Raw genomic sequence first — 14954 nt, 5'->3', positions numbered from 1 at the left:
TCCACCCTAGTCGTCTTTGACTTCCCTGCGTACCCCGCCGTGCCGGGAGACGCGGTCAACTGCAGTGGCCAGCTCATCATCGGCGAGCAAGTCTGCGCGCATATGCTTGGTCCGGTACCCGGCCCGCCCTACGACGTGGGCGCTTACAGGCGCGGTCAGGATCATGAGCCCCCAGGCCAGCAGCGCTATGGCCACCCATGACCAGGAGCGCCACATGATCGCCGCCGCCAGGACGAGCATCAGCAGCCCCAGGACCTGCGGTTTAGTGGCCGCGTGCATCCGGGAATGGAGGTCCGGGAAGCGGACGAGTCCGATGCCGGCAGCCAGAGACATCAGCCCACCAACCACCAGAAACAGCGCCGCAGTTCCGTCTAGCACGGTGTCGAGCGTCACTTGGCTCCTCCTGGTTCAGAGCTGTTGTCAGACCCTTGATCGCGACGTTCTTCAGTCGTCTCCGAATCTGTCGTGGCGGAACGATCTTTACTCCGCGAAGGCACAAAACCCGATCGCGCCAAGGCTGTGAACCAGGAGGTTGATTCGTCCTCAATGAGCGTGCCTCCATGGGGTTGCGCCCCGGTCCCCCATGGAGATCTTGGGGTCTCGGGTTCAGAAGCTGGCTCCCCTGTGATCGCCCTCGCCTCTGCCTCTGCCCGGCGAACCCGGCCCTCTGAATCAGGTTCCCGGACCGCAACGTAACGGGCGATGGCCACGGCACCCAGGAACCCAATGACCGCTGTCACCACCACGAAGAGTATGTAGTCGGTAGACCCGCTGTACGCCATCTCAACCAGCATCACTGAGCCGACGATGATCAGAATGACGTCGACACTGATCACCCGATCCAACACAGAGGGGCCCTTGTATACGCGGTACACCGCGCAGAGCACCCCCAGAGCCAGCAGGAACTGTGTGATCCAGTAGGCGTAGTCGAGCAGACTCACGATGTCTCCTCCTCCCGCGGCTCCGCCGACGGGGCAGCGACCGGGGTATCTCGCTGGGTCTTGGAGAGCCCAGCGACGCGGCCCAGGCGGGCCTCAGCCTTCACCACCGCAAGATCGGAGCGATTGCCCAGTGTGCGAATCAGCAGTGCCTCGGTCCGCAAGGCGTCCTGCCGGATTTTTTCTGCGGCGTGGTCATCCCTCACGTTGAGCGCGTGCAGATACAGCGTCGCTGTTGTGCGGTCGACGTCGAGCACCAGAGAGCCCGGCACCAGAGCCAGGGAGTGCCCGGTGAGGGTGATCAGGAGATCATCGTGGCTGCGCAGCTGGATGGCGATAATGGAGTTTCTGATCCGCGGTCCCTTCACGACGGCCAACCAAGAGACCTGAAAGCTGGCTAACACCATTTTGGCTAGGAAACGCATCAGGAAGACCAGACCCCAGAACGGGTTCAACCGGCCTGTACCGCGCAGCGGCGGCAGATAGAAAACCCGAACAATTATCGTGGCGTAGACCAAACCAATGATGAAGGTTCCCAGCTCGAAGCTCTGCCAGACCGCCATCCAGAAGACGCCGAGGAAAAGTATCAGCGGAAGCTCCAGCATCAGGGGGGTCTTGGGTCGGCGCATCAGCGACCCCCTCCTTCAGCTTCGTCGTCCTGCTCTTCCACGTCGACGCTGGTGGATCCCCGCTCGTCAGATTCCACATCAGGTTGCAGTGAGGTCCGCACCGGGGCAAATTCGGCGGCCCCATCGTCGTCGGTGTCTAAGTCGACCACATAGCCGGTGGTGAACTCCACCAATTCCTCCCGCACACCTTCCACACGATCCTCCCCCAGGACGGCTTCCAGATAGGGAGTGCGTTCGTACATGTCCTGCGCGGCCGCACGGGAGAAGTTCATCAGTGGGCCGGCGAAGACGGTGAAGGCCAATGACAGAGCGACCAGCAGAGCTGTGGGTGCCACCATGGCGCTGGGCAGCAGACGCTTGTTCGCCGCCCGAGCATGCACCTGCGATTTCTGCAGCAGGATACGTTCGGGATTCTCCACATCCTCAGCCTTGCGCCAGAACCCCCGGGCCCAGATGCGGGAGACGGCCAACAGCGTCAGCAGCGTGGTGAGCACCGAGGCGGAGACCAGAGTCCATGTGATCCAGGTGTTCTCCGCGATACCGCCCTGCATAATGCCAAGTTTCCCCACGAAACCGGAGAAAGGGGGTATTCCTGCAAGGTTCATAGCTGGCAAGAAGAACAGCACGGCGAGCACCGGAGAGATACGCGCCAACCCGCCCAGTCGGTCCACATTGGCGGTGCCTGCGCGCCGTTCGATGAGCCCGGTGACCAGAAACAGGGTGGTCTGAATGGTGATGTGGTGGGCCACATAGTAGATAGTTCCAGCCATCCCGATGACACTGCTCAGCGCAAGGCCGAAGACCAGGTACCCGATATGACTGATCAGGGTGAACGAGAGCATCCGCTTGATATCGGCCTGCGCCAGCGCGCCGAGGATGCCGACAATCATCGTCAGGGCAGCAACGATCATCAGTACAGTGTTGATCCGCTCCCCCGGAAACAACAGGGTTTCGGTGCGGATCATGGCATAGATCCCCACCTTGGTCAGCAGTCCGGCGAACACTGCGGTCACCGGTGCTGGCGCGGTGGGGTAGGAATCAGGGAGCCAGAACGCTAGGGGGAACACCGCGGCCTTAATGCCGAATGCCACGAGCAGCATCACATGCAGCATCAGCTGCGTCCCGGAGTCCAGCTCCGCGAGTTTCACTGCCAGGTCAGCCAGGTTCACCGTACCGGTGGCTGCGTACATCAGGCCGATGGTGATCAGGAAAAGCATGGAGGACAGGATCGAGACCACCACGTAGGTCACACCGGCGCGGATGCGCGCCTCACCACCGCCGAGAGTCAGCAGCACGTAGGACGCGGTCAGGAAGATCTCGAAACCGACGTAGAGGTTAAACAGGTCCCCGGCAAGGAACGCGTTGGAGACCCCAGCCACCAGAATGAGATAGGTCGGGTAGAAGATGGAGACGGGACCCGAATCGTTTCTCTCCTCGGCCGCGCCCTGACCGACCGCGTAGAGCAAGACCGCCAGGGTGATGATCGACGAGACCACCAGCATAAGAGCGGCAAACCGATCAATCACCATAGATATCCCGAACGGTGCCGGCCAACCGGCGAGCTGTACGGCATGTGTTCCTCCGTGCCACACCTCCGATAACAGCACGATCTCCAGGATCACGGTGATGATGAGAGCCCCGATGGTGATGGCTTTCTGGGTCCCCTGGTTGCGGTAGAAAGCGAACGCGAATGCGGCGCCGAAGAACGGTATGAGCACCGTCAGTGGCACGAAGTCCACCACGTCGAACTGCATCAGCTCTCACCTGCCTGATGGAGATCTTCGATGGTCGGAGCGTCGCTCTCGCTATTGCGCTCCGCAGGGCTCACCGTGCGAGTGGTGCCGGTAGCCGGGTCCACCGCGTCGATGAACTCGGAAGTCTCGGTACTGACATCGTCGTCTTCCTCTGGGTCGCGGGCGCCGATCGTTGTGGCTACTCGACGGTCCTCCTCATCGTCGGTGACCTCGTCTTGGCGTGCGAGGACCCAGGAGCGGTAGATCAGAGCCAGCAGCAGGGCAACCATCGCGAACGCGATCACGATAGCGGTCAGCAGGAGAGCTTGAGGCAGCGGGTCCAGATAGTCACCGGAGTCCAACCCATCCCGCACTATGGGGGACTCCCCAGCGCGGCCGGAAGTCTGCAGGATGAGTAGGTTGACTCCATTTGAAATCAGAATAATGCCCAGCAGGACCCGAGTCAGCGAGCGTTCAAGTATCAGGTAGATGCCGATTGCCAGCATCGCGCCCATGACTACCAGCAGGGTGAGGTTGACAGTCATCTTGCCACCCCCAAGGACGTCTGGGAGTGAATGCTGTGACCCAATGTGGAGTCTTGCCGGTGCTCCTGCTCGCTGCGGACGTCGATCTCGGAACCAAGACTGCGCAGAACATCAACAATAAGTCCGATGACTACCAAGTAGACGCCGACGTCGAACAGCACCGATGAGACCAGGTGGTGCTCACCCAGAATGGGCAGCTGGAGATCGACCACGAAGCTTTGGAACGCCTGCCCTCCAAAGATCAGGGGGGTCAAGCCAGTGAAGCACGCCACTGCCAGTCCCCACCCCATCAGTGCTCCGGCTGAGAAAGGGATAGCCGCTTCCAGCTCGTAGCGGCCCCCCGCCAGGTACCGGAGCACGAACGCAAGACCAGCCAAGAGGCCACCGGCGAATCCTCCACCAGGGGTGTTGTGACCGGCCAACAGCAGGTAGACCGACAGCAGGATGATCGCGTGGAACATCAGCCGGGTGACGACTTCGAAGATGATCGACCGGTGCTCCGGTGCCAGGGTCCGGCCAGCCACCAGCCATGCTTCACGTGCCACAGTGGCGAAGCTGCGGGCCACCTGAATCTCTTTGGCCTGCCTGGGGGAAAGCGCCTTGTCAGAAAGCACCCGTCCCACTGACCCTGTCGGCACCTCGTGAAGCTGCCGGCGCTGCACATCACGGCGTTTGACGAAGATCAGGCTGGCCACTCCAGTAGCCGCAGCGGCCAACACGGTGATTTCGCCGAAGGTGTCCCAGACCCGGATATCGACCAGGGTGACGTTGACGATATTTGTCCCGTGGCCGACGTCGTAGCTCATCCATGGGTACTCCACGCTGACCGGTTCCGCCACGCGACGGTCCATGGCGATTGCCGCCGCGATCATGATGACCAGACCGAATCCGGCACCGAGCAGCGCCCGGCCAAGCCTGAAGCGGGTGGGATTCTGCGTCCAGATCCCGGCAGGAAGGGTGCGCAGCGCCAGCACAAAGACCACCAGAATGATGGACTCCACCAGCAGCAGAGTCAGCGCCAAATCTGGGGCCCCCTGCAGCGCGAACTGTCCGGCGATACCCCAACCGCACAAACTGACCATGAGCACCGCCATGAATCGTTTGGGCGCCCAGACAGCACCCAGACCACCGGCGATGATCAGTACCCCCAGCACCAACTGCATCGGACCCTCAGCCAAGATGATGTGACCGGGGACTGTATGGCCGGTGAAAGCGACCACCCCTGCGGGAACACCGGTGGCCACAGCCATGATGATGAACAGGTACCAGCCCAACGAACCACGCTGAGTCTTGGACGTAACCCAGGCGGCGAAGTCGTCAAGGCTGCGGATGCTGGCACGGTAGTTCCGCTCAGCATCCAAAGCGGCCGGAATTGCGCGCAGCGACCTGCCGTCGCGGCCGCGCAGCCAGAACAGCCCCAGCCCTATCGCCCAAGTCAGCGCAGATAGCGCAAGCACCGGGGTCAGACCGTGCCACAGTGCCAGGTACGTGGGCTCGACCTCTGGGTCAGCCGGTTCAAACATACTTGCGAAAGGCTCGATCACATACTGGAGGGGTTGCGTAGTCATAGCGAAGACGACCGTGGCAGCAGCCAGCACCGCCGGGGCCGCAATGAACACTGCATCGGGCCTGCCGTGGAATTTGGTGGGCGGCAGAGCTGCACCAGCAGCCGGGTGTTCCGCAGGGTGACGTTTAGTGGCGAAGGCGCCCCACAGGAACCTCGCCGAATACGCCACCGTCAGCGCGGAGGCGAGCACGACGCCACCGAGAACCAACCAACCCCATAACCCGTGGATCTCGGCATACCCGTAGAAAGACTCGAAGACCACCTCTTTGGCGACAAATCCGAACAGCGGAGGCAGGCCCGCCATCGAGGCCACTGCGATGATCGAGACGATCAACAGGGGCCGTTGGGCTGCGCCGATGCCTGAAAGGACTCGGAGATCGCGTGTTCCTGTCTTATGGTCAATGATTCCGACCACCATGAAGAGCGCAGCCTTGAACAGCCCGTGAGCCAGCAGCATGGCTATTCCGGCCAGCGCCGCATCCTCAGTTCCGAGGCCGTTGACCATGATGAGGAAACCCAGTTGGGAGACTGTGCCGTAGGCGAGGACAAGTTTGATGTCAGTCTGCCGCAACGCCCGGTAGGCGCCGATGAGCATCGTGAGCAGTCCCAGTCCGAGCACAAGCGGGAGCCAGAAGGCGGTGTCGTGGAATCCTGGGGCGAAGCGAGCTACCAGGTAGATCCCGGCCTTCACCATGGCGGCCGCATGTAGGTAGGCCGACACCGGGGTCGGTGCGGCCATTGCAGCCGGGAGCCAGAAGTGGAACGGCACCAGGGCGGACTTGGAGACAGCTCCGATGAGGATCAGCACCATCGCGGCGTCTACTGCGGTGCCGTTAAGTTCACTGGATGAGGCCAGGATGTCGGAGAGTCTGTATGACCCGGCGAGTTCGCCAATCCAGAGCAGCCCCACCAGCATGATGAGCCCGCCGAAGGTCGTTACCACCAAGGCTTGGATGGCAGACCGCCGGGCGAAGATTCGGTGGGCGGAGTAGCCGATGAGCAGGAACGACAGGACAGTGGTGAGCTCCCAGAAGATGAACAGCATCACCAAGTCATCGGAGAGAACCAGGCCCAGCATGGATGCCGCAAAAGCGAAAAGCTGAGCAGCGAACGGGCCAGCGCCTCGTTCGGCAGGGGGGAAGTACCGGGCGCAGTAGAGCATGACGGCCGCTCCGACACCTGTGATCAGCATTGACATCACCAGGGCCAATGCGTCCATGCGGAAGGCCAGTTCCACGCCGAGCTGCGGAATCCATGAGATGACCTCGGCCGGTGGTGCGTTGGGGGATCCGATTCGGGCGCTCTGTTCCGCCGGTATCACTTCAGGCAGGTAGCGGAACGTCCAAAGGAACGCAGCTCCCAGGACGCCGGCCAGCACATAGAATGTGCGGCGTCCCCACCAGGTGTAAAGGACGGGGGTCAGGATGCTCACTGCGAACAGCACAGCGAGCACGATGATCACAGGCCGACCCTACCCTTCATCCGTATCGAATCCCCTCATCTTAACAGGCAGGGAGTAGCATTCGCCCATGAGCCGCGTCACAGAGCCTGCTGATCACACACCACGTGGTGAGGACGCCTCGGCTTCCGAGCTGCCGCCGCTGAACAAATCAATCATTGCAAGATGGAGCCTGTGGTCCTGGGGCAACGCCACGGTCTCGGCGGTGATGACGACCTTTGTGTTCGGCACCTATCTCACCTCACCGGTATTTGACCCTGCCGTTCTCCCTGAAGGCGACAGCCCCGGAGACCGCGGCGCGCAGTACTTGGCCGTAGCAACTGCAATAGCCGGCGCCGTCGTGGCGCTCACCGCTCCGGTGATCGGGCAACGCACTGATAAGGCGGGGCGCCGACGACTGGGGCTGACGTTGAACACCGTCATGGTGATCACCATGGTCGCTCTGTGCTTCTTCGTCCGACCTGAAGAGGGCTACCTGCTTCTGGGGGTCACCCTGATGGCGCTGATGGGGATCTTCGATGAGTTCGCCAATCTTAATTACAACGCAATGATCACCGACATCTCCGACCACCAGCGGATGGGCAGAGTCTCGGGGATCGGTTGGGGTGCAGGGTATTTGGGCGGCATCGTGCTGCTGCTACTGGTGTATGTCGCGATGATCGAAGGAGACTGGCTGGGAATCGGCAGCGACGACGCCGTCAACATCCGGGCCGTCGCGCTGGTGGCCGCCGGTTGGCATCTGCTGTTCGCTCTGCCGCTGCTGCTGACTCGCCTGAAGACCGCGGATAGTCTTGAGGTGGAGGACAGCGTCTCTGTCGCTGAGTCCTACCGCAGGCTTTTTCGGGTGATCGCCGGACTTTGGCGAGAGGACAGAAACACCCTGTGGTTCCTCCTTGCTTCTGCGATCTACCGCGATGGACTTTCAGCAGTGTTCGTCTGGGGTGCGGTGCTGGGTGTGCACGTGTACCGGATCGAAGACGCTGACATTCCCTTCACCGAGATCGCCGGCAGTGTGTTGCTCTTTGGAGTGGCCGGCAACGTGGTGGCTGCAATTGGTGCGTTCATCGGAGGCTGGTTCGATGACCGCCTCGGGCCTCGGCGGGTCATCGCCTTCAGTCTGGTGAGCCTGCTGGGGATCGCGCTGTTCCTTTGGATTCTAGTGGAGCCGCGGGAGCTTGGTCCGGTGTCGCTGTCCCCGGTGGGAGCGTTCTGGTTCTTCGGCCTGCTGCTGTGTCTGTTTGTGGGACCGGCGCAAGCCTCTTCGCGAGCTTTCCTGGGCCGCCTGGCCCCACCGTCCCGGGCTGGCGAACTGTTCGGCCTCTACGCCACGGCCGGCCGTGGCTTCTCATTCGTGACACCCGCACTGATCGGGCTGCTCATATTTGTCTTCGGCGGGCAGGTGATGGCAATACCTGGTATCGCCATCGTGCTGACTCTTGGCCTGGTGCTGCTGCTGGTGAAAGTCCGCGATCCCGCCGGGCCGGCTAAGATGCACGAACACTCCAAAGCACACTAAGTGAACAGCAGCGCAACTATGGCCATGGAGGGAATGCCCAAGATAGTGGTGACCAGCACCGTGTCCCGGGCAATTGTCTCCCCGGTGCCGTAGCGCACCGCAGCCACCAGAACGTTCTGCGCGGTCGGCAATGAAGCCATGACCACGGCCGCCAAGAGCATCAACCCATCCATGCCGAAGACGAATGCCGCGATCACGTAGGCCAGCAGCGGGTGCAGCAACAGTTTGATTCCGGCTGCGAGCAGCACATCACGGCGACGTCCTGATGCTTTGTCGAGCGGGTGGGAACCGACCAGCGACAACCCGAAAGCCAACAGCATCAGGGGGATCGATGCTCCGGCCAACAGCTCCACCGATTCGTGGATCTGCCCCGGCAGCCTCCAGTTCTGCCACGAGAAGAGCAGCCCCAAGGCAGAGCCAACGATCATCGGATTGCCCAAAGTCTGAACAAATCGACGCAGAGCCTCAGTGCGGGGACGTGGTCGCACACGTGCTCTGTCTCCCCGGCCCGCCGTCAGCTGATCGAGGAGGCCCACATACAGGGGTGTATAGAGTGCAAGCTGGAACATCACGACCGGCGCAGCGAGACTAATGTCACCTAGGACGTAGGCTGCAATAGGAAAACCCAGGTTGGCGGAGTTGACCAGAGAGGCGCTCATCCCACCGATGACCAGGTCAGCCCCCGAACGTCCGCGCAGAACGAACTTGCCGAACACTAAGAACAGCCCCAGCATCGCGAAAGCGCTGACAGCGGCCACGGCGAACTGAGGGCCGAGCACCTCCCGAATGGGCGATTCGGAGATCGTGACGAAGAGCAGACAGGGCGAGGCCACGAAGAACGCCACGCGGGAAAGCACGACCCTCGCCTCGGGTCCGAGGACCTGGATCCGGCCCAGCAGATACCCCACCGCAATGATCAGCCAGACCACTGCGAATCCGGACAGCACTGCCGCCATGCACACTCTCCTCCGGTCAGGGCATCAAACAGGGTCGAGGGCCCCGCACACGTGGCCCTGCACCACCATACGCCTGCCCCAGACTCCGCCACTGCTGGTAATTTGGGTCCGTGCTGCTTTCCGATAATGATATTCGCGCCGAGATTGACGCCGGTCGCATTCAGCTGGATCCGCTTCAGGAGGAGATGATTCAGCCTTCCAGCGTAGACGTGCGGCTGGAGCGCATGTTCCGACTGTTCGACAACCACAAGTACGCGCATATAGACCCGTCTGTGGAGCAGAACGACCTCACCAGACTGGTGGAGGCTGATCCCGACGAGCCTTTCGTGCTCCACCCTGGGGAGTTCGTTCTTGGGGCCACCTACGAGGTGGTGAGCCTTCCGGACGACGTCGCTGCGCGCCTGGAAGGCAAGTCGTCCCTGGGGCGTTTGGGGCTTCTGACTCATTCCACTGCCGGTTTCATCGACCCAGGCTTCACCGGGCAGGTCACTCTGGAGCTGTCCAATATGGCGACCCTGCCCATCAAACTGTGGCCGGGGTCCAAGATTGGACAGCTGTGCTTTTTCCGGCTCTCCTCCCCCGCTTCGACCGGCTACGGTTCGGCGGCGCACCAGTCGCGCTACCAAGGGCAGCGCGGACCCACCGCATCGCGCAGCCACGAGAATTTCCACCGCACGATCATCAGCACATGAGCGAGTCCTCGCGACAAAGTGGTGGATCCCACCGCGCAGACACCACTGACGTCAGGTATGCCCCAGTGATCGGTTGGGCCGTGGCGCTCGTGGTAGCGGCAGTCACCGCAGTGGTCGCGGTGTGGCAGGTCAATGAGCAGCTCTACGCACCGGAGGCGACAGCTGAGACATATTGGGAGTCGCTCAGTTCTGGAGATGGCTCCGAAGCTCTGGGGCTTTTCCACTCCGTCCCGGAATTCACCCAAGACGGAGAAGTCGACAATGTACTACTCTCCGGCCCACCGCTCATGCACTCCGCCGAGCTGATCGACTCCGCTGACATCACAGAGACAGATGGCGGCGCCGAGCTCGACTTCACAGCTGCTGACCAGAGTTACAGCACCGAGCTTCCACTGGCACGGACCGGATCCACCTGGGGATTCTTCGACACATGGGAGATAGCGTCCTCTGCCATCACCTGGTTCGAAGTGGATGTCCCAGGTGCTCCACAAGGCGGGATTGGCCAGGTTCAGGTCAACGGCGAGCCGGTTAACTTGGATGAAGAGACGGCCCGGTTGTCCGCATATGTGCCGACCGTGGCAGAGATCAGCATCGATTCTCAGTGGCTGAGCGGTTCAGCCACCCATGTGGTCGCCTCCGCGGACGAAGACGAAGAGTCGTCCGCCGAGCGCGTGACCCTCGAACTTGAGGCGTCCGAGGAAGCTGCCCGCGTCTTCCAGGATGAGCTCAGCTCGTACTTCGAGAACTGCGATCAGCAGGTGCTGATGCCGGCTGGCTGCCCGGTAGGCACAACCACATCGAATCGGGTCGACCCCGATACGATCAGCTGGACCTTTCCTGAGGCTGAGGCGTTCACCTTGACTTTCGACGCCGAGAGCTGGGAAGTCACTCATGGTGACTTGGTGGCGGAGGTCAGTTTTGATGCGATCCACCACCACACCGGTGAACAGGTGAGCGAGACGGCAGAGGTTCCGTTTGAACTGGACTTCCAGGTCGGTGCCAGTGGTGACGACCTGGTGGTGTCGATCGACGGAACAACGCCTTAGACTTATGCCCCGTGGCTAGAGCAAAGACCGAAGACCGCGATCCCGCGGAACTGCGGTCGGCGCCGGACCCGGCGATCCTCGAAGCCAAGGGCCTGAACTCCGTCCAAGTCTCGGAGCGGCTTCAGCTCAGGTTGGCCAATGTGCAGCCGCGTACGACTTCGCGATCGATCGCTGAGATTCTTCGCACCCACCTGATGACCCTGTTCAATCTCATTATTGGAGTCTGTGCGCTGATCATTGTCCTTCTTGGACGTTGGTTGGACTTGCTGTTCGCAATTGCGGCGGTGGGAAACGTGGTGATCGGGCTTGTCCAGGAGTACAGCGCTAAACGGAAGCTCGATGGCATTGCTCTGCTGCATCAAGACCGCATCCGGGTCCTGCGGGACGGCATGATCATTCAGATCCACCGTGAGCAGGTCGTGCTGGACGATGTGGTGGAGCTGCGCCGGGGTGACCAAGTTCCGGCGGACGGCGTGGTCCTCTCAAGCAATGACATGGACTTGGATGAGTCGATGCTGACCGGTGAGGCCGTCCCTGTGGCCAAGCGCAGGGGTGATCCCGCCCTGTCCGGGACCGCAGTGATCGCTGGCTCCGGCAGGGTGGTCGTCACAGCGGTCGGCGAAAGGGCGCACGCGGTCAAACTCACCACGGCAGCTAAGAAGTACCTCAAGATCAATTCTGAGATCCGCCGCGCCCTGGAGCGCATCGCCTTCTGGCTGTCCATCATTCTCATCCCCGTCACCGCGTTGGTCTTCAACGGTCAGATGCTCGCCAACGGCGGATGGAGGGCAGCCTGGGCCACTGGGGAGTGGCGGGAAGCGCTGGTCACCGCAGTCGCGTCAGTGACCGCCATGGTCCCGCAGGGGTTGGCGCTGATGACCACTATCGCCTTCGCCGTCGCGGCGGTGAAATTGGCTCGTCATCAGGTGCTCATCCAGGAGCAGCCAGCGGTGGAGATCCTGGCGCGCGTAGACGTTGTGTGCCTGGACAAGACCGGGACGCTCACGGACGGGACGATCGTCTTTCACGGCTCGACCTCATTGGACGCGGCAGGTTTACCCTTTGAAGGGATACGCAACACCGACCCCCAGCCAGTGCACTCGACTCACGCAATCGAGCCCTGGCAGCAGGTGCTGGCCCATTTCGGGCACGATGAGGCTGCGAACCCGACCGCCGCTGCACTCACTGTTCCGTTTACCGTTCGTCCGGCTCATCGTCCCGCGTATTCAGTACAGTTCTCTTCGGTACGCCGCTGGTCTGCTGTCACTTTTGGTCATCACGCAGACAGTCTGGCCGGGCACTGGGTGCTGGGGGCACCAGAGATTCTGAAGCACGCACAGGTCAGTTCAGATGTTGATGTCCAGCAGTTGCTGCGCCACACCGATGGAATCGCCGCCCAGGGCTTGCGCACCCTGCTGCTGGCGCACGCTCCCGTCAGGGGTCCATTGGATGAGGCAACCACAATTCCGCTGCGCCGCGGCCAGGCGCTGCCACCGGAGTTGAAGCCGGTGGCACTGGTGACTTTCAAGGAGAACGTCCGCCGCGACGCCGGCACCACCCTGGAGTACTTCCGCGAGCAGCAGGTCGGTCTCAAAGTGATCTCTGGGGACAATCCCAAGACTGTCGCAGCGGTGGCCCGGGAAGTGGGCCTGGAGTTCGACGGAGACGGCATCGACGCTTCCACACTCTCCTCCGATACTGAGGTGTTGCGCTCCGCAATGGCGACTCACCAGGTCTTCGGCCGCGTCACGCCAGAGCAGAAGGCCGCCATGGTTGAAGCGCTGCAGGCCAATGGGCACGTGGTGGCCATGACTGGTGACGGAATCAACGATGCTTTGGCGGTGAAGAAGGCAGACCTAGGGATTGCGATGGGATCCGGCGCTCCGGCGACCAAAGCTGTGAGCCGAATGGTGCTGTTGGACGGGAAGTTTTCCCGCCTTCCCTCGGTGCTGGAGGAAGGCCGTAAGGTCATCGCCAACACAGAGAGGCTGGCCAATCTGTTCTTGGCGAAGACCGCTTATGCCATCCTGCTGGGCCTCTTCTTCGCTGTTGCCTTCTGGCACTTCCCGTTCCTGCCCCGACAGTTCTCCACCGCAGACTTCATCATGTTGGGTATGCCCGCGTTCGTGTTGGCGGTGATGCCCAGCGCTCAGCGCTACCGGCGTGGGTTCTTGAGACGATCCGCCCTGTTCGCCATCCCGCCCGCTGTTGCGATCGTCACCAGCCTCATTGTGGTTTCGGCCTTCGGGCGGAGGTTCGGCGACACTGCGGCGGAGATTCAGACTGCCAGCTTCATCTGCTTGACACTGGTCGGCCTCTGGGTCCTCATTACAGCTCTTCGACCGATGACTGGTCCCCGGGTGACACTCATCGGGGCGATGTACCTCGTACTGGGCCTGGTGCTGCTGACACCCATTTCTCAGCAGTATCATCTCTTCGCACTGCCGACAGCAGAGTTGCTGGCTGTCACGTTCGTGGCCTCACTCTTTGGCTGCGGCCTCGTGGAACTAGGGCACCGCGGGTATACCGCCATGGTGGAGAAGTCCAGTGCCACCAATGCTTCGCCTGCCACACCAGCGTCAGCAAGGTGAGCTCCGCTCGGACCTTGTGAGGAGAGCGGTGATCTAAAGTGGAGCGCATGTCCTCGCGCGCCTCTAGCACCCTGGTGCTATTGGCGACCGTGTTGTTAGTCACTGCGAACCTGCGGCCAGCGATCACTGTGGTGGGGCCGCTGATCGAGCGTATCGGCTCCGATACCGGGTTGAGCCCGCTGTCACTGGGTGTCTTGGGTGCGGTCCCCATCGTGGCCTTCGGACTGGTTGCGCCGTTCGTGCACGTTATGGGTAGGCGGTTCGGGCTGGAGCGGACCATTCTGATCTCCCTATTGGTCCTCGCTGGGGGCACGCTGCTGCGTTCAGTGCCGGGTGGTGAGGCGATACCGCAAGCCGTCACGCTGTACACAGGGACGGCGATCCTCTCCGCCGGGATTGGTGTGGGTAATGTCCTGGTTCCTGCGGTGGTCAAACGCGACTTTCCCGAGCAGGTTCCGCTGATGACCGGTGTGTACACTGCTGCGCTGGTCGGTACGGCTGCTTTGTTCTCGGGGGCGGCCGTGCCGTTGGCCGACGCCTTGGGATGGGAGCTTGCTTTCGCCGTTCCAGCTATCTTCGCCCTGCTGGCTGCTGCCGGTTGGTCGTTGCGGAAGCAGCCGGCGTCTGACGCGCCCAAGACCTCCGCCCCACGCTTATCGGGCGGCGGACTGCCGACTACGCTGTGGCGTCAGGCTCTGGCATGGCAGGTGACGCTCTACTTCGGCCTTCAGTCCACTTTGTTCTATACCCTGCTCACGTGGTTCCCGGCGATCCAAACCTCACACGGAATCAACGAAGCCTCGGCGGGACTCTGGCTCGGGCTGTTCCAAGCGGCGGGCGTGGTTGCAAGTCTCATCGTAGGTCAGGTCATGCAGCGCACCCCGGATCAGCGAGGCATCTCTGCGGTCGTGATCGCTTTTATGTTGGTGGCTCTGTTGGGCATCATCACAGCACCTGAGCTCATGCCGCTCTGGGCGCTGTGCGCGGGCACTTCGACTGGCTGTTCGCTGCTCCTAGCGCTGACGTTCATCTCACTGCGGGCTGGCAGCCCGCGCCAGGTGGGGAAACTCTCAGGGATGGCACAAGGCGTCGGCTATCTGTTGGCTGCTGCGGGACCGGTCTTTGCGGGAGCTCTCTACCAGTCAGTAGAGTCGTGGACGCCGGTGCTTTGGTGCGCCATGGTGGTGGCACTTGCGCAAGGGGTTTTGGGCCACCTCGCCGGCCGGGACGTGCAGGTGGAATGACGGGAGACTCAGCCGATTGACACGGTAGGACCGGAGGG

At 61.9% G+C, this 14954-nt stretch carries 12 protein-coding genes; 5 read left to right on the top strand and 7 right to left on the bottom strand.

All coding sequences use genetic code 11. From position 1 onward, the window contains the following. Nucleotides 1–6: 6 nt before the first annotated feature. From mnhG to D3250_RS02445, 6 genes are read right to left on the bottom strand one after another with little or no spacing between them, the layout of a single operon-like run. Nucleotides 7–393, bottom strand: coding sequence for a monovalent cation/H(+) antiporter subunit G (gene mnhG, locus D3250_RS02470; RefSeq protein ID WP_225973093.1), 387 nt, complete (start codon nt 391–393; stop codon nt 7–9). Then, a complete protein-coding gene (locus D3250_RS02465) occupies nt 390–941 on the bottom strand; it encodes an MrpF/PhaF family protein (protein ID WP_119901755.1) in 552 nt (183 codons plus the stop codon). Before D3250_RS02465 ends, mnhG begins: the two co-directional genes overlap by 4 nt. After that, complete coding sequence (locus tag D3250_RS02460) at nt 938–1567, bottom strand: Na+/H+ antiporter subunit E (RefSeq protein WP_119901754.1); 630 nt, start codon at nt 1565–1567, stop codon at nt 938–940. The genes D3250_RS02465 and D3250_RS02460 overlap by 4 nt, the downstream gene beginning before the upstream one ends. Next, entirely contained in the window at nt 1567–3321 is a 1755-nt protein-coding gene (locus tag D3250_RS02455) for a Na+/H+ antiporter subunit D (protein WP_119901753.1), read from the bottom strand. The genes D3250_RS02460 and D3250_RS02455 overlap by 1 nt, the downstream gene beginning before the upstream one ends. Beyond that, nucleotides 3321–3845, bottom strand: a complete 525-nt coding sequence (locus tag D3250_RS02450; protein WP_119901752.1) for a Na(+)/H(+) antiporter subunit C — start codon at nt 3843–3845, stop codon at nt 3321–3323. The genes D3250_RS02455 and D3250_RS02450 overlap by 1 nt, the downstream gene beginning before the upstream one ends. Continuing rightward, nucleotides 3842–6874: a Na+/H+ antiporter subunit A gene (locus D3250_RS02445; RefSeq protein ID WP_119901751.1), complete on the bottom strand. Its 3033-nt coding sequence runs from the start codon at nt 6872–6874 to the stop codon at nt 3842–3844. The genes D3250_RS02450 and D3250_RS02445 overlap by 4 nt, the downstream gene beginning before the upstream one ends. Nucleotides 6875–6941: 67 nt before the next feature. Between D3250_RS02445 and D3250_RS02440 the strand changes: the two genes are divergently transcribed. Further along, nucleotides 6942–8387, top strand: coding sequence for an MFS transporter (locus D3250_RS02440; protein WP_119901750.1), 1446 nt, complete (start codon nt 6942–6944; stop codon nt 8385–8387). Here D3250_RS02440 and D3250_RS02435 read toward each other — a convergent pair. After that, on the bottom strand, nt 8384–9343 hold the full coding sequence (locus D3250_RS02435; protein WP_119901749.1) for an AEC family transporter: 960 nt from the start codon (nt 9341–9343) through the stop codon (nt 8384–8386). The two genes, D3250_RS02440 and D3250_RS02435, sit on opposite strands and share 4 nt — an antisense overlap. A 110-nt stretch (nt 9344–9453) precedes the next feature. Between D3250_RS02435 and dcd the strand changes: the two genes are divergently transcribed. Genes dcd through D3250_RS02415 form a run of 4 tightly spaced genes read left to right on the top strand, consistent with a single transcriptional unit; the run spans nt 9454 to nt 14916 of the window. Then, nucleotides 9454–10035 carry a dCTP deaminase gene (gene dcd / locus D3250_RS02430; protein ID WP_119901748.1) on the top strand — a complete coding sequence of 194 codons (582 nt, stop codon included), beginning with the start codon at nt 9454–9456 and terminating at the stop codon, nt 10033–10035. Further along, on the top strand, nt 10032–11081 hold the full coding sequence (locus tag D3250_RS02425) for a hypothetical protein (protein ID WP_147383461.1): 1050 nt from the start codon (nt 10032–10034) through the stop codon (nt 11079–11081). The genes dcd and D3250_RS02425 overlap by 4 nt, the downstream gene beginning before the upstream one ends. 11 nt (nt 11082–11092) lie before the next feature. Continuing rightward, nucleotides 11093–13672, top strand: coding sequence for an HAD-IC family P-type ATPase (locus tag D3250_RS02420; RefSeq protein ID WP_119901746.1), 2580 nt, complete (start codon nt 11093–11095; stop codon nt 13670–13672). Between the two features lie 47 nt (nt 13673–13719). Further along, nucleotides 13720–14916 (top strand): CynX/NimT family MFS transporter, encoded by a 1197-nt coding sequence (locus tag D3250_RS02415; protein WP_119901745.1) that lies wholly within the window; start codon nt 13720–13722, stop codon nt 14914–14916. The last annotated feature ends 38 nt before the right edge of the window (nt 14917–14954 follow it).

The sequence above is a fragment of the Nesterenkonia natronophila genome (assembly GCF_003595215.1).
GTDB classification, from domain to species: Bacteria; Actinomycetota; Actinomycetes; order Actinomycetales; family Micrococcaceae; genus Nesterenkonia; species Nesterenkonia natronophila.
This window is presented reverse-complemented; position numbering and strand designations above follow the sequence as displayed.

What these genes read in the sequence shown, in the direction of transcription:
- D3250_RS02450 (WP_119901752.1), bottom strand. Translation starts at nt 3,845, where the DNA reads ATGACTGTCAACCTCACCCTGCTGGTAGTCATGGGCGCGATGCTGGCA.
- D3250_RS02425 (WP_147383461.1), top strand. Translation starts at nt 10,032, where the DNA reads ATGAGCGAGTCCTCGCGACAAAGTGGTGGATCCCACCGCGCAGACACC.
- D3250_RS02415 (WP_119901745.1), top strand. Translation starts at nt 13,720, where the DNA reads ATGTCCTCGCGCGCCTCTAGCACCCTGGTGCTATTGGCGACCGTGTTG.
- D3250_RS02460 (WP_119901754.1), bottom strand. Translation starts at nt 1,567, where the DNA reads ATGCGCCGACCCAAGACCCCCCTGATGCTGGAGCTTCCGCTGATACTT.
- D3250_RS02455 (WP_119901753.1), bottom strand. Translation starts at nt 3,321, where the DNA reads ATGCAGTTCGACGTGGTGGACTTCGTGCCACTGACGGTGCTCATACCG.
- D3250_RS02440 (WP_119901750.1), top strand. Translation starts at nt 6,942, where the DNA reads ATGAGCCGCGTCACAGAGCCTGCTGATCACACACCACGTGGTGAGGAC.
- D3250_RS02435 (WP_119901749.1), bottom strand. Translation starts at nt 9,343, where the DNA reads ATGGCGGCAGTGCTGTCCGGATTCGCAGTGGTCTGGCTGATCATTGCG.